The following is a 24,158-nucleotide window of genomic DNA, read 5'->3' on the forward strand; positions in this document are numbered from 1 at the left end:
AAAAGTCGGGTTACGGTCAAGTTAAATGTGTTTTGCAAAAATGTTACCTAAACGTTACTATATTAAATCAACGTTAAGCGATTTTGTCATACGGGTTTAATCTGTACTTTTGAAACATTAACACGACCAAAAATCGATCGGGGATACTGCTAAACCGTTGCTTTTTAATACTTTTAGTTGTCTCGGACCTAAAAAGACCAAACCATAGGAAAAGATGAAGAAAAAGGATATTACCATACTTTTAGTGGATGACGAACCGGATATTTTGGAGATTTTGAGTTATAACCTTTCTTCTGAAGGGTATGAGATAATCACGGCCAAAAACGGTGCGGAGGGCGTATCCAAAGCAAAAAAGAAGCAACCGGATCTGATTATTCTGGACGTTATGATGCCCGAAATGGACGGTATTGAGGCCTGTGAAATCATGCGGAAGACACCCGGATTGGAAAATACCATAATTACGTTCTTGACCGCACGCGGAGAGGATTACTCCCAAGTGGCCGGTTTTGATGCCGGGGCCGATGACTACATTACCAAGCCCATAAAGCCAAAGGTATTGGTGAGCAAAGTGAATGCCCTTTTACGAAGGTTATCCAAAGAAGAGGGGCCCAGAGAGGATATTACAAAAGTTGGTGATATTGTAATCAACAGGGAAGAATACAAGATTATAAATCAGGGCGAGGAAATAATACTCCCTCGGAAGGAATTTGAACTTCTGGCCCTGCTCACTTCAAAACCCAATAAAGTATTCAAACGCGAGGTAATTCTGGATAAGGTCTGGGGCAATGAGGTGGTCGTTGGCGGAAGGACCATCGATGTACATATCCGTAAGCTACGGGAAAAAATAGGAGAAGATCATTTTAAGACCGTTAAAGGGGTAGGCTATAAGTTTGTATTATAATGGCCATTCGATCAAAAAAGTCCTATAGGTTTGCCTTCAGGTCTGCTTTCTATATAGGCGTTATTTCCTTTTTTGTTATTGGGAGTCTGCTGTGGCTCTTCAACATAATGAACTGGATGTTTTTGGCCATTGCCTCCTTGCTAATTTTTATTTTTTCTTTCGGGGCCCTTCAGTTCAGAATTGAACGCTTCATATACCGCCGTATCAAGAAAATATATGACGATGTGGAACTGTTGGAGTCCACGCCCTTGGCAACCAACCCCGTAACTACCGACATGCGCACCTTGACCGCGGAAATTGAGAAATTCGCCAAGGACAAGAAGATAGAAATCGATACGCTTAAGATCCGGGAAGAGTATCGTAAGGATTTTTTGGGCAATGTGTCGCACGAGCTAAAGACTCCATTGTTCACCGCACAGGGCTATCTGGAAACGCTTTTGGACGGGGCCATAGAGGACAAAAATATCCGAAGAAAATATATTTCCAGGGCCAACAAGGCAGTGGAGCGACTTATTTACATTGTACGGGACCTGGATTTGATCACCAAACTAGAAGTGGGCGATCTGCGTTTGGAAAAGGAGAATTTCAATATCGTGGAGCTCATTCAAAATGTGTTCGACCTCTTGGAAATGAAGGCCAGCAAAAAGAAAATTGTCCTCACCTTTGATATGGCCTATCCCAACCCGATCATGGTATATGCTGATAAGGAAAAAATCCAGCAGGTATTGACCAATCTCTTAGTAAACTCCATTAAATATGGTAACGAGAACGGTACTACGGAGGTAAGTGTGGAGAATTTGGTCAAGAATAAAGTTATAGTTCGGGTAACCGATAACGGCGAGGGCATCCCGGCGAATCACCTGCCCAGATTGTTCGAACGTTTCTATAGGGTGGACCCTAGTGGAAGTAGAAAGGAAGGAGGAAGTGGCCTGGGTCTATCTATTGTAAAGCATGTAATAGAGGCACACGGTGAAAAAATCTACGTGGAAAGTTCTGAGGATGTGGGCTCCGAATTTTCCTTCACCCTGGAGAAAAGTAAAACCGAAAATACCAACTCCAAAAAATAGTGACCGGAATCAATTTTATTAGCTTTGCCATTATAAAAGGAACCAAGTGGGCAGCAAGAACAAGCTAAAAAGATTCAAGGAGAACGAAACCTTTTCAAATGTGATACAGCCAACTCGGCAAGAAGTTACCGATGGTTTTGTACTGAAAGGAAATTGGAAGGAACACTTTAAAAACAATAACCCAATTGTTTTGGAACTGGGCTGCGGTAAGGGCGAATATACGGTAGGACTGGCAAAAAAAAATCCCAATAAAAATTTCATAGGCATCGATATCAAAGGTGCCCGATTTTGGAGGGGAGCCAAAACCGCCTTGGAGGAAGGTTTGCAAAACGTCGCTTTCTTACGGACTCAAATAGAACTGGTGGACCTTTTGTTCGGTAAGGAAGAGGTCTCGGAAATATGGATCACCTTTCCCGATCCCCAAATAAAGTACAAAAGGACCAAGCATAGGATGACCAACGCGGCCTTTTTGGAAAAGTACAAGCGTATTTTGGCACCCAATGGATTGATGCATCTTAAGACTGATAGCGAATTCATGCACGGGTATACCTTGGGACTCCTGCATGGTTTGGCACTGGAGGTTGTCTACGCCAATCACGATGTGTATAAAAATGAGGGTAGTCCCAAGGATGTTCTGGAAATTCAGACATTCTATGAAAATCAGTATCTTGAGAAAGGCAAACCCATAACCTATATCCAATTTAGGATACACTAAGTAGATGCAACATTTACTCATTCTTTTCTTCGCTACCTATTCGGCGGCCTTTATGGCCACTGTACCACCCGGGCTTCTCAATTTAAATGCCGCCAAGACCAGTGTGGAAAAGGATAAATTGAACGGTGTTATCTTTAGTTTGGGCGTGTCCACCGTTATTATGTTGCAGGCCACCATTGCGGTATTCATCTCTAAATTTTTGGATAGGAATCCTGAAGTTGTTTCCCGTCTTTTGGAAGTTGCCATTGCTGTCTTTGCAGCTTTGGCGGTCTATTTTTTTGTGGCGGCCAAACGAAATAAAAAAACGAAAATCAAGGCCATCAAAATCAGTAAGCGAAACAGCTACCTCAAGGGTATGTTTTTGGCAACCCTTAATTTTTTGACCATTCCCTACTACAGCGGACTCAATATTATGTGGAATGCATCGGGCTGGATAAAGTTCATGTTTTTGGATATTGCCATTTTTGTTCTGGCGGCCGGTTTGGGCACGTTTTCGGTGCTGTACCTGTACGTTTTTTACTTTGACAAACTGGAGCACAAGACGAATCGGTTTGAAAAAAATGCGAACTACATCCTTTCCTTTCTCATGGTACTTTTGTTGATCATCACCGTGGTACGGGTGCTAAACAGGCAGTGATATGGCAGATAACGATAATTTTTTTGAAAAGGTCTACGAGGTCGCCATGCAAATTCCGTATGGGAGGGTTACCTCCTATGGTGCCATTGCCAAATATCTAGGGGCTGCCCGTAGTGCCAGAATGGTAGGGTGGGCCATGAACGCTTCCCATACCAGGGACGACATTCCCGCCCATAGGGTGGTCAACAAAGCGGGACTTTTAACGGGAAAGCACCATTTTGAGGGAACAAATCTCATGCAGCAATTGTTGGAAAGTGAAGGTGTTAAGGTCAAGGACAACCAGATACAGGATTTGGAAAAACATTTTTGGGATCCTTGGAAAGAATTGAGAGAAACCAATTAATCAAAGATCAAGGTAAATACCGTGTTTTCATCTGAAAGCACCTGTATGCTTCCCCCGTGCAATCGCATGATTTGTTTGGAAAGACTTAGCCCGATACCTGTTCCGGAATTTTTTGTAGTGAAGAAGGGAACAAAAATTTCATTTAACAATTCAGGAGGGATTCCTACTCCATTATCCCAGACCTGTATAAACTTCTTGTTCATTTCGTTGATACCACAAATGAATTTTATCCTTCCATTCTCCTGACCTTCCAAGGATTGTTTGGCATTCTTGCCCAGATTTAGCAACACTTGCGATATTTGTTGGGAATCAATATATAGCTCCAGTTCTTTCGGGTGGACCCCAATTTCTATTTTCACCGGATTTTCATCCGTCTGTTCCTCTAACAAAAGCTTTACCCTTTCCAAAAGTTTTTTGGCGGAAACAAGCTCTTTTTCAGGCTCTGGTACACTAAGGAATTTACGGTAGGATTGAACAAAACTCATAAGGTCATTCCCTTGGTCCTTGATTACCTCCAATCCTTTTGCCGTATTTTTTATTTGGTCTTTACTAAATTCGGTAGGATGGGTATTGGAACTTCCCTTCTTGAAATACTTAAGGATGGATTCCGAAATTGAGGTGATAGGAGTAATGGTGTTCATGATTTCGTGGGTGAGAACCCGAATCAGTTTTACCCAAGAATCCGTTTCCTTTTCGTCCAATTCCCGATGTATATCGTGCACCACAACCAATAATAAATCTTGTCCTTCAATGGTCAATGGGGTACATTTAATACTTAAATCCCGTTTTCCCCGTTCATTTCCAAGTTGATAGATTCTATTTTCAAAGGGTTCTAATTTTTGAAAGAGCTGGTATAGCTCTTGGTCTACCTGGTTCAACTGTTTTATATGGTTCAATGGCCTGTAATTGAGCAGCTCTTGCACCGTTGGGTTGGCAAAAAGGATATGCCCCTTTGGATTTATGGTGAAAATTCCAATATCCGCTTGCCTGAGTATTTCCTGATAGTATTGCTCTTGGGCCTGCTTCTTTAGATGGATATCCTGTATCATGTTATTGAGCATGTTCAAACTATGATTTAGCTCTTCCAGGGATTTTACGCTCAATTTCTCCGGAAACCTCAGTGTGAAATCTTCATTTTTGATGGCATCAAAGAAATAGGCTATTTTTCGATTGGTCTGGTTTACGTAATTGATCAAGGCCGAAGTTTGGGCTATTATAATCAAAATGCCAATACCGCAGCCTACATAACTCTCCTTGAAAAAGAGATATGTAGAGATTACAACGGTAAGGACTATAAAGACAATCCTTAAAACCAACTGAAGATATATATTACGGCTGACCATTTTATTTGGAGGATTTTTTAAGCTTGTTATATAGCGTCTGCCTTGAAATTCCCAATTGTTCGGCTGCGGCACTATAATTACCATCATGCTTGTTCAAGGCGTTGGTAATCATGAGCAGTTCCATTTCCTCTAAAGTGCTGGGAACATTTTCCATGCTAATGGAATTTTTGGGTTCCAATAAAAAATCATCAGGCTTTAAAACATTACCTTCGCTCAAGATGACGGCCCTCTCCATGGTATGAAGCAATTCGCGTACATTTCCGGGCCAAGCATAGGACATCAATTTTTCTTGGGCCTGTTGGTTTATTCGCAGCCCCTGTTTTCCGTACTTGCTGATGAATTTGTTCAAATAGAAATCGGCCAATACCAGTATATCGTTCTCTCGTTCCCTTAGAGGTGGTACTTCTACCCGAATAGTATTTATGCGGTACAGGAGATCTTCGCGAAACAAGCCATCAGAAACCATTTTATCCAAATTACAATTGGTCGCACATATAAGCCTGATATCAATGGGAATGGGTTTGTTGGAACCGACTCTTACAATAACCCGGTTTTGTATGGCGGATAATAATTTGGCTTGCATTTGCAATGAAAGATTGCCTATTTCATCCAGGAATAAGGTCCCTCCATTGGCCGCTTCAAATTTTCCGGCCCTATCTTCCTTTGCATCTGTAAAAGAACCTTTAACGTGTCCAAATAATTCGCTTTCAAATAAGTTTTCCGAAATGGAACCCATGTCCACAGAAATAAAAACCTCATTTTGCCTTGCGGATAATTTATGCAACTCCCTTGCTATAAGCTCTTTACCGGTTCCATTTTCACCGGTAACCAGTACGTTCACATCGGTTTTGGCTACCTTTCGTACCAGGGATAACACCCTGTTCAGGGCCTTGGAATTCCCAATGATGTAGTTGGAATTTTGGTTGATTACCTGTTTAAGGTTTGTTTCCTTCTCTTTAAGTTGTACTACTTCTTTTTGTGTTTTTCTAAGCTCATAGGCAGATTTTACGGTAGTCAATAACCGTTCATTGTTCCAAGGCTTTAGGATAAAGTCGGATGCCCCTTCCTTTAAAGCTTCTACGGCAAGGTTTATTGCGCCGTATGCGGTCATCATGATTACAGAAATGTGGGGGGCTTTTTTCTTTATTTCCCGAAGCCAGTAAAGTCCTTCATTTCCGGTATTTACACCAGCGGAAAAGTTCATGTCCAACAAAATGATGTCCAACGAATTGAAATTTGGAAAGGACGTGATTTGATTGGGGTTTGAGATGGTCTGCACGCTCTTATACTCGAATTGCAATAGTATTTCCAAAGCACTTAAAACACTCTTATTGTCATCAATGACCAATATTTTTGCATCCACCATAATTGGGAATAATTTGTGGGTTGATACGGATAAAACTACAAATAGAGGAGATTGGTTTATAGTAAGTGTCAAAATATTTTACAATATCTGTACAACTATTTTACAGTACATTATTATTTTACACCATACCAAAATTTTAATGTATTGAAAATCAATTTTTTGTATTTGTGGCATGTAAATAGTATGTTTTTTGGCATAGCAAAAAAAGTATGATACATTTTCTAAGATTATTACTAATTATCTTTTTATTATGGAGTACGTCCCTAATGGCGCAAAAGTCATGGACCTTGGATGAATGCATCTCCTATGCCTTGGAAAATAACTTACAATTGAACGATTTTGAATATACCAATCTTTCAAATAAGGAGATGTATCGACAGTCTGTACGTAACTTGTTGCCGGTTTTGAACGCCAATTCAGATTATACCATTAATTCAGGTAGGGCCGAAGACCCCAATACGGGTACCTTTGTGGTTCAGGATTTCTTTTCCAATAGCTATTCGTTGCAGTCCAACATCGATTTGTTCAGGGGTTTTCAAAAAATTAATTCCATTAAGGCGTCCAAGTTATTGTACAGTGCCACTAAAGAAGAGGTGTTGCAACAAAAGTATCTTTTGGCCTTTAGGGTAATGCAGGCATTTAACAACATCCAATTTTTTGAGGGCTTGGTAGCAATTGCCAATGAGCAAGTAGATGTTTCCAAAACCAATTATAAACTGGTGGAGAAGCAGATTGAACTGGGATTGATGGCGGGTGCCGATTTGTACGAGGCACAATCCCTTTTATTGGCCGATGAGCTAAACCTAACCCAGTCAGAAAACCAATTGGCTGCGGCCAAGTTAACCCTGATACAGGAAATGAACCTAGAGAATACTTCAGACATTCAAATTATCACGGATATGGGCCACAAGGCAGAAGCCCAAGTTTTAGGGATCATGGAATCTGATTCCGTATACGAGAAGGCTAGGGATTTTTTGCCTTTGATAAAGGCTCAGGAACTAAGGGCACAAGCCGCTAAGAAACAGGTGGGCGTTGCCCGTGGAAACCTATATCCGTCGTTGAGCCTTTTCGCGGGTATTGGTACAGGTTACTTTGAAACCTTTCAGGATTCCCTGGGCAATACCTTCCCTTTTCGTCAACAGTTCAGGGACAATACGTCTAGGTTTTACGGTATCAGTCTTAGTGTTCCCATAAGTAATGGATGGTCTGCAAGATCAAGGGTGAAACAGGCCAAAATTGAAAGGTTACGTCAAGAAAACAATTTGGAAGTTCAGGAGCAAGTGCTTTTCCAGACCATTCAACAGTTGGTTCAGGAATACAATTCACTATTGGTGGAAACGGAACAGAGTCGGCAAAATATGGAAGCACAGCGATTGTCCTTTACCATTGCCCAAAAACGGTACGAGAAAGGCATGATTAACGCCATAGAACTGTTCACCGCAAAAAACCTGTTCGCCAGTGCGCAAAATGAGAATTTGCAAGTAAGACTAAGATCAGAAATCAATAAAAGCACTTTGGATTTTTATAGGGGACTTCCCGTATTTAACATTAACTAGAATTAGATTAGAGAATAGCATGGATATTAAATTAGAAAAGAAAAAAGGATTGCGACCCAAACACTACGGGTATATAGCTTTGGGGTTATTGTTGTTATTTGTGGGGTATCAATTGCTTTTTGCCAGTTCTATTTCCACATTTAGAACAGAAAAGGATAAACTTTCCATTGCAGAAGTGTCCCAGGGCAAGTTTGATGATTACATCACTATAAACGGGAATGTAGCACCGATCACCACCATTTATATGGATGCTTATGAAGGTGGAAGGGTTACCGAAAAATTGATTGAGGAAGGTGCCATGGTCAAAAAGGGGGACATTATCCTAAAACTGGAAAACATGAACCTGTACGAGCAGATTTTGGCCAGCGAAAGTAATTTGGCACTAAAACAAAATGACCTTCGTTCTACAAAACTGACCTTTGATTCTCGCCAAGTGGAGGGTAGGCGGTCCTTGGCCACTGCGAGTACGGACCTTCAGCGCTTAAAGCGAAATTATGAACAGAATAAGGCCCTATATGACGAGGAACTTATTTCCCAGGAAGCCTACCTCACCTCAAAGGAGAACTATGAGCTGTCCCAAAAGCAATATGAAATAATCAAGCTTCAGACAGAGAACGATGATGAGTTACGAGAAACGTCCCTGACGGGTTTGGATAATGATTTGGCAAGAATGCAGAAAACTTTGGGGATGGTCTACCAAAGATTGGACCACTTAAATGTTAGAGCCCCTGCAGATGGCCAATTGGGCTTTTTGGATGCCGAAATTGGGCAGAATATTTCCCAAGGACAACGAATAGGTCAAATAAATGTGCTAACGGATTATAAGATTGAAGCGGATATAGACGAGCATTACATTGACCGCGTGAAAAGGGATTTGAACGCTGTACTTGAGCGTAACGGAAATGAATTTCCCTTACGGGTTAGAAAAGTGTATCCTGAAGTCCGCAATGGAAGGTTTCGGGTAGATTTGGTCTTTACGGAAGAAAAACCGGAAACAATACGTACTGGTCAAAGCTACAACATACGATTACAATTGGGAGAATCCAATGACGCTTTGTTAATACCAAAAGGAAGCTTTTTCCAAAGTACAGGAGGACAATGGATTTTTGTAGTAGGTAAAAACGGGGAAGAAGCGTTAAAAAGGCCTATCAGAATTGGGAAACAAAACTCAAGATTCTATGAAGTGCTTGAAGGATTGGATGCAGGTGAAAAAGTAATCACCAGCAACTATGACAGTTTTGGGGAAGCAGAAAGAATCGTACTAAAATAAATTAGAAAGTGTCACATCAAGCGCAGTCGTGGTGTCTTTATAACAATCAATAAAATCAAAAAAAGATGATGATAACTATTACGAATTTAAAAAAGAGCTTTCGTACCGAGGAAGTGGAAACCTTAGCATTGAATAACGTGAACCTTAAAGTAGAGGACGGCGAATTTGTTGCCATCATGGGGCCTTCGGGTTGCGGCAAATCCACCTTGTTGAACATTATAGGCATGTTGGACAACCCTACCGATGGAAGTTACAATTTTGCGGGCCATGAAGTAGGTGGGCTAAAGGAAAGCCAGCGTACCCAATTGCGAAAAGGTAACCTTGGTTTTGTATTCCAAAGCTTTAACCTGATCGATGAACTAACGGTTTATGAAAATGTGGAGCTACCACTCATCTATCTAAAAATGGGGAAGAGTGAACGTAAGGAAAAAGTAATGAAAGTGCTGGAGCGTATGAAAATTGCGCATCGCGAAAAACACTTTCCACAGCAATTGTCCGGTGGACAACAACAACGTGTAGCCATATCAAGGGCCGTGGTAACCAATCCAAAATTGATATTGGCGGATGAGCCCACGGGTAACCTGGATTCCAAAAATGGTATCGAGGTCATGAATTTGCTAACAGAGCTGAACCAAGAAGGAACGACCATAGTCATGGTTACCCACTCGGACAGAGATTCCCATTATGCGCATAGGGTAGTTAACTTATTCGATGGACAAATCGTTACTGAAAGCCAGAACCGAGCAATTGGTGCCATGATTTAAAAAGGAGTTTATTCACTAGCCCTGATCGAGCTTGTGCTGACCCAAGTCGAAGCAAAGGGTCAATCAAAAACAATCAAAAACAATTAAAAAACGAACGGTCATGAAAATTTTCAAAAGTAAGATTCCATTTTTTAAAACAATCTCAGTTGCATTCACTTTTTTATTCGCAATTACATCGGTTTCTGCCCAGTTGGAAAAAGTAGTGGACCCTTTTGAAAAGGTGATCGTAAGCCCACATATTGAAGTGACCTTTGTAGAAGGTACTACTGAAATGGTGGAAGTACATGCTAGCACCCAACCGCTTTCAAAATTGAATATTGAAGTTATTGGCAAAACCCTTAGACTGTACCTAGATGGCGCCAAGACCTACACGGAAAGTAAAGACATAGAGGGAGATAATTATGATTACAAAGTTCCAATCTATAACGGCACAGTGGTCAAGGCCACGGTTACTTATAAAAACCTGGAAGAATTGTCTTTGCGTGGGGAGGAAAAATTCATTTGTAAAAGTACAATCGACCAAAATGAATTTATCCTTAAAATCTTTGGCGAATCTCAAGTGTATTTTAACGAAGTCAAATTAGGTGACTTGTCCACGACCATTTATGGAGAAAGTTTTCTTGAACTTAAAGAAGGTAGTATTGACAGCCAAAAAATTACCGCATATGGAGAATCCAAGGTAAATACTTTGAATGTTGATTGCAATGATGCAAAAATAACGGCCTATGGTGAAGGAAGTTATCGACTATCGGTAAAGGACAAGCTAAAAGTCACGGCCTTTGGCGAAGCTATCATTGCCTATGAAGGTTCACCCGAAGTTAAAAAGGGATTGGTTATTGGCGAGGCCACTATCCAAAAAATGAATTAGGCCATGTTTAAGAACCATCTAAAAATCGCTTGGCGTAATCTTTGGAAAAAAAAGGATTATGGCCTACTTAATATTTTTGGGTTGTCCATTGGTATTACTTGTGCCTGTATCATTTTGCTATGGGTAGAGGATGAACTCAACTATGACACCTATATAAGCAAACAGGATCAAATATATTACTTGCCTACAAATCAGAAATACGATGGGGAATGGCGAACGTTTTTCGAAGCTACACCTGGACCCTTGGCAGAGAATCTTAAAAACGAAGTTCCCGGTATCGTTCGTGCGGCCCGCACCAAATCGGACAATCTATTGTTTCAGGTAGGGGACCACTCGTTCACAAAAAACGGCAGATACGTAGACCCCGATTTTCTGGAAATGTTCGATTTCCATTTTTTAGAAGGGGGTAAGGCTGTAGATTTTCATAGTACCGATATAATTTTGATTTCTGAAAGCCTGGCAAAAAACCTATTCGGCGAAAGTCAGGCTGCACATAATAAAACTGTTAGGATAAATAACCAATCAACTTATACCATAGCTGGGATATATAAAGACTTGCCCAAGAATGTAACTTACACATACGATTGGGTCGCTCCGTTTGAAATTTTTGCCCAGGGAAAAGCATGGATAGAGGAATATGGTTCCAACTTCGCCGACACTTTTGTAGAACTTTCTCCCCAAGCCAACTTTGATGAGGTCAATAGGAAGGTAAAGGAACTCCTACCTGCCAAAACCGAAGACGATGAAATCTACGCCTTTTTGCATCCATTAAAGGATTGGCACTTAAGGTCAACTTTTGATGGAGGTATAAACGTTGGCGGGCAAATAGTTTATGTAAAACTTTTTAGTCTAATTGCTTTGGTGATTTTACTGGTGGCCTGCATCAATTTTATGAATTTGGCAACTGCGCGAAGTGAAAAAAGAGCAGGTGAAGTGGGTGTAAGAAAGGTTTTGGGCTCCAGTAGGCAAGGATTATTGTCCCAATTTATGACCGAAGCTTTACTGGCTTCTTTCTTTGCTTCCTTTTTGGGCATTTTGCTGATAAAGCTAGTATTACCATATTTCAATACCATTATTGGAAAGTCCCTCAGCATAAGTTTTTTCGACCCCAAACATTGGATGGTTTTTCTGGCTATAGGCCTTATTTGTGGAATTGTGGCCGGATTGTATCCCGCTGTTTACCTGTCATCCTTCAAACCTGTTTCGGTCTTGAAGGGAACGAATAAAACCTCTGGAGGTGCAAAGGCAATCCGTAAGGGGTTGGTGGCTGCCCAGTTTGTAGTTTCCATTATCTTTATTATAAGCACATTGATTGTTTATCAGCAAGTACAACATGTAAAGTCTAGAAATCTTGGATACGACAAAGACAATGTAGTAAGAATACCTGTGAATGGGGATATTATAAAAAATCTAAATCCTATAGAAGAGGATATGCTTGCCACTGGCAATATTCAAAATATTGGGGTTAGTAACTCTACAGTTTTATCAGGAGGAAATAATACCTCTGGGCTATCTTGGCAAGGCGGTGTGGATACGGAGGGGGTTTTGGTCTCTATACGTCAAATAAGTACCAATTTTTTCAATACCATGGGAATGCAATTGGTGGAAGGAAGGGGATTTAGCGATAACCCAGCGCAGGATAGCACCAATATAATAGTTACGGAGTCCTTTGCGAAACTCATGGGTCCCGGCAGTGCCATTGGAAAAACAGTTGAAAATGATTATCCGGTAATTGGGGTGGTAAAGGATTATTTATATGATGATATGTACGGTTCCAGTGACCCTGTTATTTTCTTTAATGACCCTTCTGAGGCTCGATATCTTTACATTAAAACAAAAAATGGAGTGTCTACCGAGCGGGCACTTTCCTCAGTAGAAGGAGTTTTGAAAATACACAATCCGGCATTTCCTTTTGAATATGAATTTGTGGATGACGCCTATGAAGCCAAGTTTAATAAGGAAAGGCTTATTGGAAATCTTTCAAAGGTTTTTGCACTTATCGCAATTGCCATTTCATGTCTTGGTCTTTTTGGATTGTCCGCCTTTACTACGGATCAGCGTAGAAAGGAGATTGGTGTCAGAAAAGTATTGGGTTCAAGTATATCAGGGATTGTGGGCCTGTTATCAAAAGACTTTTTAAAACTTGTGATCTTGGCATTTATTCTAGCGGTACCCATCGCTTGGTATCTTATGCAGAATTGGCTAGAAGGCTTTGCATACAGAATATCAATAAATATATGGGTGTTTATAATTGCCGGATTTACCGCTGTTACCATCGCTCTTTTAACTATAAGTTTTCAAGCATTTAATGCCGCAACTTCGAATCCAGTCAAAAGCCTACGAACGGAGTAGCACAATACAATATCGTTTTCTGATTTAAATGTATCGATTATAAAGAGATCATAGTGCTTTTTTAAGAAGCTTCCTGTAAATATATTGTACATTGTTTGTCAAAATATTTTACACCCTTAAAAAGAAAAAATTATTCAAGTGCTTGTAAAACAAACGATTGTCTAATTGGCATGAAATTGGACATTACGTTTTATGAGCCAATACATCAATCTGTGCGGAGCGTAGTCGAAGCATCAATCAAAAAACCGTCGATCATGTTTAAAAATCACATCAAAATTGCCTGGAGGAGTTTAAAAAAACAACCTTTTTTTACCTTCCTTAACACTTTCGGACTTGCTATTGGTATGGCAGGAGCCCTTTTAATCTCATTATATATTCATGATGAGTTAAGTTTTGATAAGACGTTCGCCGATGCTGAACGTATTTACAGAATTGATACCGATATTAAATTTGGAGGAGCTGAAATGAGGTCGGCTGAGGCAGCCGCTCCTATGGCCGCTGCCATGCAGAAGGATTTTTCACAGGTAGAATCTACCGTTAGGTTTCGTGACCGAGGGAGCTTATTACTAAGAAGAACTGGGACGGAGACTAATACAAAGGAATTAAGGGTGTCGTTTGCCGATTCTACTTTGTTCGATTTTTTTGGAATCGAATTATTGGTTGGGGATGCAAATACCGCTCTGGAGCAACCAAATACTATGGTACTGACCAAAACTGCGGCAGAAAAACACTTTGGAGTTGACAATGCACTTGGGCAGACCATGTTGTTGAACAATAGTGATACGTATACTGTTACTGGAGTAATTGATGATTTGCCAAAAAACTCCTTTCTAAGGGAGCATACTGTTTTTATGGCAATGTCCGGTTATGCGGATGCCCAATTGATTAATTGGGGAAGTAATAATTATTACACGTTCGTAAAGCTCATTCCTTCGGCAGATGTGGCAGACTTTCAAGAACCGTTAGAGGGAATGTTGGATACCTATATGCTACCATGGGCGCAACAACACTTTCCGGGAATAACTAAAAAGTCTTTTATTGAAGCAGGTAATTATTTAAGATACCATACTATGGCACTTACGGATATCCACCTTTATTCCAATCGAGATTCCGAGATGAGTGCTAACAGCAGTATTCAGAATATCTATATTCTTTCATTTATAGGTTTTTTTTTGATAGTTCTGGCCTGTGTGAATTTTATGAATCTTTCTACGGCCTATTCTCTAAAACGTGCCAAAGAGGTAGGAGTACGTAAAACGCTTGGCTCAAATAAGATGGAATTAATCAGGCAATTTCTAACAGAATCGGGTTTGATTTCATTTATTTCTTTGTTGGTGGCTCTTATATTAACAATGATAGTCCTTCCATTTTTCAATGAACTATCCGGTAAGGCTGTATCAATTCCTTTTTCTAATGCAATATTTTGGGGGATTTTACTTTTAGCTACTATTCTGTTAGCATTACTCTCTGGAAGTTACCCTTCCTTTTTTATGTCAAAATTCAAGCCGGTAAAAACACTTAAGGGTGGAGCGCAAAGTAGTGTTGGGGGAGGAAATATTAGAAATACTTTGGTTGTTTTTCAGTTTACGATAACTGTTTTCTTAATTGTAAGTACACTGGTCGTATTTCAACAGTTAAATTATATACAGAGCAAGGATTTAGGTTTTTCCAAAGGTCAAATAGTTCTTGTTGAAGATATTTTTGCGGTGGACGATAGGTTGGCTTCATTTAAGGAAGAGGTGTTAAAAATTGGTGATGTAAAAAATGCGACGATAAGTTACTATTTGCCAACGCCGTCTTCAAGGTCTAACAGTTCGTATTTTATGGAGGGAGCTATGACGCAAGAAAACGCTATTCAGATGCAGACTTGGAATGTAGACCCCGATTATATTGGCACCTTGGGCATGGAGTTGGTGGCCGGTCGAAACTTCAATAAGCAATATGCAACAGATTCTACAGCAGTAATAATCAATGAGGCGACCCTGAAAGTTTTGGGGATGAATGCCGAAGAGGCCCTTGGAACGCAAATCTCTCAGGATATAGATTTAGAACGACCGCAATTCTACAAGGTTATAGGGGTAGTGAAAGATTTTCATTATGAATCCTTAAGAGAAAATATTAGTGCTCTTGGTCTTTTTTGGAATCAGACCCCAGGAATTCTAGCAGCGAAAATTAGTCCAGGTGCATACACCGAAACCCTTGCTGAACTAGAGAATGTTTGGGAAACTTTTGCCCCAGGACAACCCTTTAATTATCGCTTTATGGATGATTCCTTTAATACCACTTATGAAGCAGAGCAGCGCCTAAGTAAAATCTTTATCATATTTACTGTTCTTTCCATTTTTATTGCCTGCTTGGGATTATTTGGATTAGCAGCTTTTAATGCCCAAAAGCGAACCAAGGAAATAGGCGTAAGAAAGGTAATGGGGGCAAGTGTAAGCCAAATTTCATATCGGCTTACGGTAGATTTTCTCAAATTGGTAGGTATTGCCATTTTAATTTCTTTGCCACTAGGATGGTATGCTATGGACAAGTGGTTACAGGATTTTTCCTATAGAATTGATATCCCTTGGTGGGTATTTTTATTAGCAGCTTTATTGGCAGTAGGCGTCGCTATATTAACGGTAAGCTATCAAAGTATAAAAGCAGCAATTGTGAATCCAGTGAAAAGTTTGCGTTCAGAATGAATCATAAAACTGCTCCTAAACGTGCAGTAGAGGATTAATCAATAGTTGTAGGCAATGCTAAAGAAGACCGATTAAACCAAATTTAAATAAAACTAAAATGAACACTAACTTTTTTTCTAACTTATTTCTTTTGTTATTATTAATGGCATTGCCAGAAATGGCGTTTTCGCAATCCTACTTTAACGTTCAAGAAGTAAAGTTCGAAAGTCAGGGTGTCTCGCTTGCAGGCTCAATTTTAACACCCTCAAACCCTTTTGCAGCAGTAGTGATTGTTCATGGATCTGACCCGGTAAAAAGAGAAATGGAGTTCGCCAAACGTCTTGCCAAGGAAGGTATTGCTGTATTGACATATGATAAACGTGGAGTCGGAGAATCTGGTGGTGTTTATGTAGGGCCTTCTGTTGGTACGAATAATATTGACACTGCTAATCTCAATTTATTATCGCAAGATGCAAGTTCTGCAGTAAATACATTTCGAACCTATTTGAAAGATAAAAAAACTCCAATCGGGTTGGTCGGTTTCAGTCAAGCAGGATGGATAATCCCAATTACTGCGAACAAAAACCCACAAATAGAATTTATGGTTTTGTTTAGTTGCCCAACAATTACCACGTTAGAACAACTCCGATTTCAGTTTTATACTAACGGAAACAACAATTTTTGGGAAAATCATACAGAAGCAGATGCTCGTGAGCATACTCTAAATGACCCGGATAAATATCAATTTGTGGCGACAGACCCAAAAAACTCTTTGAACTCTCTTTCAATTCCTGGACTTTGGCTTTTTGGGGAAAAGGATATACAGATTCCTGTAAAGATGTGTATTGAGCAATTAAATACCTTGAAAGTTCAAGGGAAACCGTTTGAATATGCTTTATTTCCTGCATTAGGGCACAATACTACATTAGACAGTGATACAACACCTTTTGATATTTCAATTCAATGGATGAAACAGAAAACCTTGAGAATTAAGAATAACAATAAAAAAAGGACGGAATAGAGCGCTATATCATCAAAAAACACCAATTATGCTTAAAAACTATCTGAAAATCGCTTGGAGAAATTTGTTTCGTAACAAAAGCTTTTCATTGTTGAATATTTTAGGTTTGTCTATTGGACTTACGGTAACCGCACTGATTCTGTTATGGGTCAATTACGAAATGGGTTTCAATCAGTTTCATGAGAATAAGGATCGTATTTACGAGGTCTATAATAAATATGAGGTTGATGGCGAAATCTGGACATGGAATTCCACTCCCAAGGTTATGGCCACGGTCATTAAAACTGATTATCCTGAAGTGGAGGAGGTTTCACGCTATTTCTACGAGAATACGTTTTTATTCAGTAAAGGAGATAAGAACTTAAAATCTACAGGAACCATTGTGGACCCTAGTTTCTTAAAAATATTCAGTTTTCCATTGGTGGAAGGAAACATAGAAACCGTTCTTGATGATGTAAACGCTTTGGTCGTTACCGAAACCTTTGCAAAAAAGATGTTTGGAAATGAACCGGCAGTAGGACAAATCGTGAAAATGGACAATTCTGATAATTTCAAGGTAACAGGAGTTTTAAAAGATCTTCCATCAAATACCGAATTCAATTTTGAATATCTAATACCGTGGGCCTATCTGAAACAAAAGGGGTGGGAGGATCAGAATTGGGGAAACAATTCCATTGCCACATACGTCCTATTAAAAGAAGGTACAAATTATACCACATTTTCAGAAAAAATCAAGACACTGCGAAAAACTTACGATAAGGATGCCCCAAACATGATAACTTATCTCTATCCATATACACGTTCTCACCTGTATTCTGAATTTGAGAATGGGGTGGAGGTTGGCGGATTGATCGATGTGATTCGTCTTTTTACAATAATAGCCATTATTGTTCTGGTAATCGCTTGTATCAACTTCATGAACCTGAGTACCGCCCGTAGTGAAAAAAGGGCCAAAGAGGTTGGTGTGCGAAAGGTAGTCGGCGCTCGAAAAAGAGCATTGATATTACAGTTTATAGGGGAGTCTTTGTTAATCTCTACATTGGCGGCCGTAGTGGCTTTGATTGTTTTGGTACTGGTTCTCCCGGCATTCTCCCAACTCATTGATCGTGAGTTAAGTATTGATTGGTTAAACCCCATGTTTTGGGCAATCACCTTATCTATAATTCTTTTAACCGGCGTACTCGCCGGAAGTTATCCTGCCCTTTATTTATCGTCGTTTAAACCTAATGCGGTACTCAAGGGTACTTTCAACAAAATCAATACGTTAGTCACACCTCGCAAGGTCTTGGTAGTACTACAGTTTGCGGTCGCCATTGTCCTGATTACCGCAACCCTTGTGATAAAGCAACAAATCAGTTCGGTTCAAAACCGCAAATTGGGCTACAACAAGGACCAGCTTATTTACGTACAAATGGAGGGCGATATTGAAAAAAATTATTCCAATATCATTAGGGAACTTTTGGATGGTGGTTTTGCCTCATCGATTTCAAAAACGAATTCTCCCATAACCGAAAGCTGGAGTAATTCTTGGGGTTTAAATTGGAAGGGAAAAAGTGAAGACAACAAAACCTTAGTGCATAGGCTTATAGCTGATAATAATATCATTAAAACGATGGGATTGCAGCTTTTGGAAGGGCGGGATTTAGACTTAAAAAAATATCCTACCGATTCCACGGCCATGATTTTGAACGAGTCTGCCGTTGCACTTATGGGGTTTGATGATCCTTTGGGACAAGTAGTCAGGGACAACGGTATTGACTGGCATATTGTTGGCGTTGTGGAGGATTTTGTGTACAACTCCCCTTTTCAAAAAATAGAGCCTATGGTAATCGAGGGTGCTAAAGGGTGGTTCAATATGGTTCATATAAAATTCAATAAGGACAAGCCCATTGCATCTAATTTGGCATCTACAGAAGAAATCTTTAAAAAATACAATCCAAACTATCCCTTTAATTACGAATTTGTTGATGCCGACTATGCCCAAAAATTCATAAGTGAGCAACGTATAGAAAAATTGGCCAGCTTATTTACCCTTTTGACTATTTTAATTTCTTGTTTGGGACTCTTTGGCTTGGCTAGTTATATGGCCCAAAATAGAATTAAGGAAATAGGTGTTCGCAAAGTGCTAGGTGCTTCGGTAAACGGCATTACGGCCTTATTATCAAAAGATTTTTTAAAATTGGTCTGCATTTCACTTTTGATTGCCATACCCGTTTCATGGTATATGATGAACCGTTGGTTGCAAGACTTTGCATACCGGATAGAACTTTCATGGTGGATTTTTGGTTTGGCCGGTCTAGCAGCACTTGGCATCGCGTTTATCACGGTCAGCTATCAGGCAATCAAAGCTGCAAGATCAAACCCCGTAAAAAGTTTGCGGACAGAATGAAAGGAACCTTTAACCAAATGTGCCAAAAAAATTGGCTCGTGATAAAGACCATTTTAAGGGATACTAATAATTAGAAACTGTAGTATGTATGCTCATAAAATTTGCATTACGAAATCTTAAAAAAAGACCCATTTTAAATGGTATCAAAATTATTGGGCTAGGGCTCGGGCTATGTGGTCTTTTGTTTATTGCCCTTTTCATAAAAAATGAACTGGGCTATGACCAACAGCAAAAAAACGCCGACCGAATTTATAGATTGACATTTACAAGTCCTGATTTTTTGGAAAACAATCATTTTGCCCGGTTTTTTGCTTCTCAAGAACTTCCCAAATTGGCCGAAAATGTCCCAGAAATAGAGGAATATGTGCGCCTGCAACCCATTCGTGGAAAACTGATTCGGAACCAAGAACAGTATTATGGAATAAATCAGGGTTTTGCTGTTGATGAAAGCTTTTTTAAAGTTTTTGATATTCAGCTTTTGCAAGGACAAACCAACGCCATTACCAATCCTGGTTCTGTTGTCATTTCCACTTCACTTGCCCAAAAGGTTTTTGGAAATTCCGATCCAATTGGGAAGGTCATATCACTACCAGAGGGACATTTTAACGCTACCCAATCTGATTTTGAGGTTGCCGGGGTGATGCAAGATTTTGTGCAACAAAGTCATTTTCACCCAGATATTCTATTTATACCCGGTAATGACCGCATAGAGGGATGGGCCTATCTCTATCTGCTCCTTAAAGAGAATACCAATGTAGAAGCTGTTGCAGGCAAACTATCCAAGGAACTTGCGTTATTGTTTACACCCCAGGGAGCTACGGATAATGTGGCGGTCAAAGCATATTTGATGAACATTGCCGATATCCATCTTAAATCCAATTTATTCCGTGAAATTGAGCCAAACGGCAGTCTCTCCAACATTTGGGTCCTGGCAATAGCAGGGTTTGTTTTATTGTTTATTTCAATAAGCAACTTTACAAGTCTCAATTTGGGGATGGTGGGCTATCTGTCAACTTTTTTAGCACTGAACCAAATCATGGGTTCGTCAAAACGCATTATAGGCAAATATTTAATCATCGAAAGTACCATTGTTGTGCTATTGGCAGTAGCACTTGTTTTCTTGGGCATGTTTCATTTCAATACATTGATTTCTGAAAACTATCAGATTGACCTCCTAAAAGGTAACTGGCTTTTTACCATAATAGTGATTCTTTGCTGTTCGCTTTTGATTTTGCTTGCTGGGCTCCAACCGATTGTCAAGAATCGGTTTGTACGCTTGTCGCTCAATCAATCCTTGCATAAAACAGGAAAGGTGAAAGCGTATAATCCGTTATTGATAGCCCAATTTACCTTGGTCATCATATTGTTGATTGGAGTGGTCGTAATTTCAAAACAGATCAACTATGGGTTGGATAAGGCCATGGGGGCGAACGAAAATATTATTTGTTTGCCATTGGTGCACTCCGAAGTGCAAAAAGACTTCTTGCTTTTCAAGAAAGAACTTCTCAAACAAACCGATATCACGTCAGTATCCGCAATGATGGATACTCCGGGGAGTGAAACCCATGATATGTTCCAGTATGCAATTGCCGACTCACCTAAACCAAAAGACGGCAACAATGCCATTGGTGTCTTTGCCGCCGACTATTCTTTTGCCGAGGTGTTCGGTCTTTCATTTTTGGGCGGGAAAAATTTTACGGAAAGAAATACCGACGAAAATGGAAATGGCGAATATATTATCAATGAAAGTGCCCTAAGGCAACTTGGATTTCAAGACCCCAGCTCTATTGTTGATAAAGCTTTTCAACTGATTTCACCTGTAGAAGGTGTGGATTTGCCAGAAGGAAGAATTATTGGGGTTGTTGAGGACTTTCACTTGGCCGGATTACAAAGCAAGGTAGAACCATTGGTGATATTTAAAAGGGAGAACAGTTGGTTGAATAGTATTGTCATTTCCTATAAATCCAAATCCCAAAATGGAGTGACCCAGAGTATTCAAAATATTTGGGACGATTTGTTTCCAGAATACCCGTTGGATTATGTAGAGGTCGATACAATCTATCAGAATGTATATAAAACTGAGCTTTTGCAAAAACGACTGATACTTATCTTTTCCTCAATTGCCATTTTCATTAGTATAATGGGTGTCTTGGGGCTTTCTTTAATGGTATCGAAGAGTCGTTATAAGGAAATAGGTATCCGCAAAGTAAACGGAGCCAGTAGAATTGAAATACTGACCCTTTTAAACAGTGCCTTTTTCAAATGTTTAATATTGGCACTTATATTGGCGATGCCAATCGCATACGTTACGGTATCTGCTTGGCTAAAGGGTTTTGCCTATAGTATACCACTAACTCCATCGATGTTTCTTCTGGCTGGTGGTTCAGTAGTGCTCATTACCATACTTACAGTTAGTTGGCAGAGTTATAAAGCAGCCTCGGTCAATCCAGTGAAAAGTTTACGAACAGAATAAAATTAAAACAATGATACGTACAAGCCTAAAGATAGCCCTTAGGGGATTTATCAGAAATAAATTTTTTACGGCATTCAACCTTTTTAGCTTGGTAGCAGGGTTGTTTGTTGTTTTTATCGCCATAAGCTATCTAGATTATGAGTATAGTTACGATGAGTATCACAAAAATTCCGAAAATATTTATAGGCTTGGGCGCACTACACGTTCACAAGATTATAGTATTGTAGGTTTTGAAAGATGGAACGAGTCCACAGCTGCCGAACAGTTAAATTCCATTAAGGGTTTAAAAAATATTCCCGGAGTGAAAACAGCGGCCCAGTTTATTACTTCGGAAAACTTGGAGTATATAGAATCGAATGAAAAGAGGATTCAGGAAAAAGGATTTTTAACTACCAACACCCCATCAGAATTTGTTAATCTATTTTCTTGGAAAACTTTGGAAGGGAACTTGGATGACTTCGGTCAAAACCTGAACAAAGTTATTTTGACAGCTACTACGGCAAGAAAACTAGTGGGGGATAATTCAGACGATTTTTCTAAAATTATTGACCAAAACCTAAGTATAATGGGAGATAATTATAGCGTTTCTGCCATAATCGAAGATGTTCCCGGCAACTCCCATTTTGATTTCTCGATAGCCATCAATAAACCGAGGATTGATTATTGGGGGAGTAGAATCTATTTGGGACTGGCTGAAAATGTAAATTATCTCGATATATCCGAAAAAATCAATGCTGCGGTGGGGACCTTTAATCCTACTTTAGTAAACGACCCCTATTATAAAAAACACTTTTTACAACCTATAGAGGATATTCATTTAAAATCGAATATTCTTTATGAATTAAAAACACCGGGTAATTACTCATTTATAACCTTGATTACCGGTTTTGCCCTGTTTATTCTTTTGATCACCTTGTTCAATTATGCAAATTTTACTTTGGCGACGAAGTCAAAACAGGGTAAATCTATCGGTATTAAAAAAGCCATGGGAGCCAAGAATAGTTCGGTCGCATTTCAATTTATGCTCGAGGGGGTGGTATTGGCATTAATATCCTTACCGCTTTTGGCGATTTTGATGCATTTAGTGGTTCCCTACTTTAACGATTTGATGGGTGTGGATATCAGTGAAAATTTCTTAAACAACCCCAAAATCTTGGTGATGATGGTCGCCCTGGCCATAATTTTAGGGCTATTGGCGAGTATTGCCCCTGCCGTTTTGTTCTCCAACAAAAAGACGTTGAGCCTGTTCAAGGAAAATTTAAAGGACAATAGGTTCGAGCATTTTTCAATTCGGAAGTATTTGGTCATAAGTCAGTTTGCCATTCTCATTATCATAATTTCCGTTTCTTATTTCGTGAACGGACAGATGAATTATATTCAAGACAAGGATCTGGGGTTTAATAGGGAGGGTATATTATACGCCTATTCCTCTGGGGAAAAACTAGACGCTTTCCAGGAAAAATTGCGTCAGATACCAGAGATAGAATATGTGGGTAATGGATCTAATTTAGGTATTGAAACCTATAATCAGGGTACTTATCAATTACAAGGGGTAGATGCCATTTTTGATGATGCCAATCAATTATATTTAGACTATGAGGCCGTTAAGGCCTATGGTATTGAAACCACCCTGAACGTCGATGCCCCATTAGAAAGAACTACGATTATAAATAGAACTGCGGCAGAAAAATTTGCCAAAGCTAAAAATGTTTCACCGGAGGAGTTAATTGGGACAGTAGTCATTACAGAACCCGAATATGTTTCGGAGGAGGGCCAAGTGGGGTTTCCTTTCACCATTGGAGGTATATTTGAGGATATCAATCTCTTTTCTTTGAAAGAGGAAGTCACCCCTTATTTTATCACACTTTCCCCAGCGGTAAGAATGAACGGTAGGAGCATTATATCTTTTGATCCAAAACAAAGAGCCGAAGTTGTAGGCAAGATCAACCAAGTATATGAAAGCCTCAACGAGTCTTTTCCTTTGGAAGTCAATTTTTTAAGTGATAATCTTGCCGGACTCTACAAACAAGAACAACAGGCTCTTGAATTGATTTTCTATTTGAATATTTTGGCGATTTTATTATCCGCTATAGGTATTATAGGAATAACGATTTTCTTGGTTCTTGCGAGGAGAAAGGAAATTGGCATTCGCCAGGTTTTAGGTGCCTCAGACGGTCATATAATTAAAACCACGGTAAAGGAATACATTTTTTTCAGTGTGATTGCCTTGTTGATAGGATGGCCAATTGCCTACTATGGAAGTAGTAAGTGGTTGGACGGATTTGCCTATAGGATCGAAATAGGGCAATATGTCTTTTTAATTGTTGGCTTGCTTGTATTTGTAGGTACTTCAATTCTTGTTGGAATAGTTGCCTTTAATGCCGCTCAAAAGAACCCGATAAAAAGTTTACGAACGGAATAGACTCA

At 39.6% G+C, this 24,158-nt stretch carries 17 protein-coding genes; 15 read left to right on the forward strand and 2 right to left on the reverse strand.

What is annotated here, in order from left to right:
• Positions 1-214 precede the first annotated feature (214 nt).
• From FEK29_RS03355 to FEK29_RS03375, 5 genes are all read left to right on the forward strand, one after another.
• Positions 215-901: a response regulator transcription factor gene (locus tag FEK29_RS03355; RefSeq protein ID WP_138256970.1), complete on the forward strand. Its 687-nt coding sequence runs from the start codon at positions 215-217 to the stop codon at positions 899-901.
• Positions 902-1,017: 116 nt separating this feature from the next.
• A complete protein-coding gene (locus FEK29_RS03360) occupies positions 1,018-1,968 on the forward strand; it encodes a sensor histidine kinase (RefSeq protein ID WP_394347766.1) in 951 nt (316 codons plus the stop codon).
• Between the two features lie 46 nt (positions 1,969-2,014).
• Positions 2,015-2,683, forward strand: coding sequence for a tRNA (guanosine(46)-N7)-methyltransferase TrmB (gene trmB, locus FEK29_RS03365; RefSeq protein ID WP_138256972.1), 669 nt, complete (start codon positions 2,015-2,017; stop codon positions 2,681-2,683).
• Between the two features lie 4 nt (positions 2,684-2,687).
• A complete protein-coding gene (locus FEK29_RS03370; protein WP_138256973.1) occupies positions 2,688-3,320 on the forward strand; it encodes a LysE family transporter in 633 nt (210 codons plus the stop codon).
• 1 nt (position 3,321) lies between these two features.
• The gene (locus FEK29_RS03375; RefSeq protein WP_138256974.1) at positions 3,322-3,663 is read left to right on the forward strand and encodes an MGMT family protein; all 342 of its coding nucleotides are present in this window, start codon (positions 3,322-3,324) and stop codon (positions 3,661-3,663) included.
• Here the strand turns inward: FEK29_RS03375 and FEK29_RS03380 are convergent.
• Positions 3,660-5,006 (reverse strand): sensor histidine kinase, encoded by a 1,347-nt coding sequence (locus FEK29_RS03380; protein ID WP_138257339.1) that lies wholly within the window; start codon positions 5,004-5,006, stop codon positions 3,660-3,662. The genes FEK29_RS03375 and FEK29_RS03380 overlap by 4 nt on opposite strands.
• Before the next feature lies 1 nt (position 5,007).
• Positions 5,008-6,372: a sigma-54-dependent transcriptional regulator gene (locus FEK29_RS03385; protein ID WP_138256975.1), complete on the reverse strand. Its 1,365-nt coding sequence runs from the start codon at positions 6,370-6,372 to the stop codon at positions 5,008-5,010.
• A gap of 209 nt (positions 6,373-6,581) precedes the next feature.
• Between FEK29_RS03385 and FEK29_RS03390 the strand changes: the two genes are divergently transcribed.
• The 10 genes from FEK29_RS03390 (at position 6,582) to FEK29_RS03435 (ending at position 24,153) form a co-directional block, all read left to right on the forward strand.
• Entirely contained in the window at positions 6,582-7,928 is a 1,347-nt protein-coding gene (locus tag FEK29_RS03390) for a TolC family protein (RefSeq protein WP_138256976.1), read from the forward strand.
• Positions 7,929-7,947: 19 nt separating this feature from the next.
• Positions 7,948-9,198, forward strand: coding sequence for an efflux RND transporter periplasmic adaptor subunit (locus FEK29_RS03395; RefSeq protein WP_138256977.1), 1,251 nt, complete (start codon positions 7,948-7,950; stop codon positions 9,196-9,198).
• Between the two features lie 68 nt (positions 9,199-9,266).
• Positions 9,267-9,962, forward strand: a complete 696-nt coding sequence (locus FEK29_RS03400; protein WP_138257340.1) for an ABC transporter ATP-binding protein — start codon at positions 9,267-9,269, stop codon at positions 9,960-9,962.
• Between the two features lie 100 nt (positions 9,963-10,062).
• Positions 10,063-10,830, forward strand: coding sequence for a head GIN domain-containing protein (locus FEK29_RS03405; protein ID WP_138256978.1), 768 nt, complete (start codon positions 10,063-10,065; stop codon positions 10,828-10,830).
• A gap of 3 nt (positions 10,831-10,833) precedes the next feature.
• On the forward strand, positions 10,834-13,182 hold the full coding sequence (locus tag FEK29_RS03410; RefSeq protein ID WP_138256979.1) for an ABC transporter permease: 2,349 nt from the start codon (positions 10,834-10,836) through the stop codon (positions 13,180-13,182).
• Between the two features lie 254 nt (positions 13,183-13,436).
• Positions 13,437-15,869 (forward strand): ABC transporter permease, encoded by a 2,433-nt coding sequence (locus FEK29_RS03415; protein ID WP_138256980.1) that lies wholly within the window; start codon positions 13,437-13,439, stop codon positions 15,867-15,869.
• 97 nt (positions 15,870-15,966) lie between these two features.
• Positions 15,967-16,869, forward strand: a complete 903-nt coding sequence (locus FEK29_RS03420) for an alpha/beta hydrolase family protein (protein ID WP_138256981.1) — start codon at positions 15,967-15,969, stop codon at positions 16,867-16,869.
• Positions 16,870-16,897: 28 nt separating this feature from the next.
• Positions 16,898-19,258 carry an ABC transporter permease gene (locus tag FEK29_RS03425; RefSeq protein WP_138256982.1) on the forward strand — a complete coding sequence of 787 codons (2,361 nt, stop codon included), beginning with the start codon at positions 16,898-16,900 and terminating at the stop codon, positions 19,256-19,258.
• Positions 19,259-19,346: 88 nt separating this feature from the next.
• Complete coding sequence (locus FEK29_RS03430) at positions 19,347-21,731, forward strand: ABC transporter permease (RefSeq protein ID WP_138256983.1); 2,385 nt, start codon at positions 19,347-19,349, stop codon at positions 21,729-21,731.
• 10 nt (positions 21,732-21,741) lie between these two features.
• Positions 21,742-24,153, forward strand: a complete 2,412-nt coding sequence (locus FEK29_RS03435) for an ABC transporter permease (protein ID WP_138256984.1) — start codon at positions 21,742-21,744, stop codon at positions 24,151-24,153.
• The last annotated feature ends 5 nt before the right edge of the window (positions 24,154-24,158 follow it).

Source organism: Maribacter aurantiacus (assembly GCF_005780245.1).
GTDB classification, from domain to species: domain Bacteria; phylum Bacteroidota; class Bacteroidia; order Flavobacteriales; family Flavobacteriaceae; genus Maribacter; species Maribacter flavus.

Excerpts from the sequence above, each read along its gene's own strand:
- FEK29_RS03420 (WP_138256981.1), top strand. The coding sequence starts at position 15,967 with ATGAACACTAACTTTTTTTCTAACTTATTTCTTTTGTTATTATTAATG.
- FEK29_RS03355 (WP_138256970.1), top strand. The coding sequence starts at position 215 with ATGAAGAAAAAGGATATTACCATACTTTTAGTGGATGACGAACCGGAT.
- FEK29_RS03425 (WP_138256982.1), top strand. The coding sequence starts at position 16,898 with ATGCTTAAAAACTATCTGAAAATCGCTTGGAGAAATTTGTTTCGTAAC.
- FEK29_RS03395 (WP_138256977.1), top strand. The coding sequence starts at position 7,948 with ATGGATATTAAATTAGAAAAGAAAAAAGGATTGCGACCCAAACACTAC.
- FEK29_RS03405 (WP_138256978.1), top strand. The coding sequence starts at position 10,063 with ATGAAAATTTTCAAAAGTAAGATTCCATTTTTTAAAACAATCTCAGTT.
- FEK29_RS03380 (WP_138257339.1), bottom strand. The coding sequence starts at position 5,006 with ATGGTCAGCCGTAATATATATCTTCAGTTGGTTTTAAGGATTGTCTTT.
- FEK29_RS03415 (WP_138256980.1), top strand. The coding sequence starts at position 13,437 with ATGTTTAAAAATCACATCAAAATTGCCTGGAGGAGTTTAAAAAAACAA.
- FEK29_RS03370 (WP_138256973.1), top strand. The coding sequence starts at position 2,688 with ATGCAACATTTACTCATTCTTTTCTTCGCTACCTATTCGGCGGCCTTT.
- FEK29_RS03375 (WP_138256974.1), top strand. The coding sequence starts at position 3,322 with ATGGCAGATAACGATAATTTTTTTGAAAAGGTCTACGAGGTCGCCATG.
- FEK29_RS03430 (WP_138256983.1), top strand. The coding sequence starts at position 19,347 with ATGCTCATAAAATTTGCATTACGAAATCTTAAAAAAAGACCCATTTTA.
- FEK29_RS03390 (WP_138256976.1), top strand. The coding sequence starts at position 6,582 with ATGATACATTTTCTAAGATTATTACTAATTATCTTTTTATTATGGAGT.
- FEK29_RS03435 (WP_138256984.1), top strand. The coding sequence starts at position 21,742 with ATGATACGTACAAGCCTAAAGATAGCCCTTAGGGGATTTATCAGAAAT.
- FEK29_RS03385 (WP_138256975.1), bottom strand. The coding sequence starts at position 6,372 with ATGGTGGATGCAAAAATATTGGTCATTGATGACAATAAGAGTGTTTTA.
- FEK29_RS03360 (WP_394347766.1), top strand. The coding sequence starts at position 1,018 with ATGTTTTTGGCCATTGCCTCCTTGCTAATTTTTATTTTTTCTTTCGGG.
- FEK29_RS03400 (WP_138257340.1), top strand. The coding sequence starts at position 9,267 with ATGATAACTATTACGAATTTAAAAAAGAGCTTTCGTACCGAGGAAGTG.
- FEK29_RS03410 (WP_138256979.1), top strand. The coding sequence starts at position 10,834 with ATGTTTAAGAACCATCTAAAAATCGCTTGGCGTAATCTTTGGAAAAAA.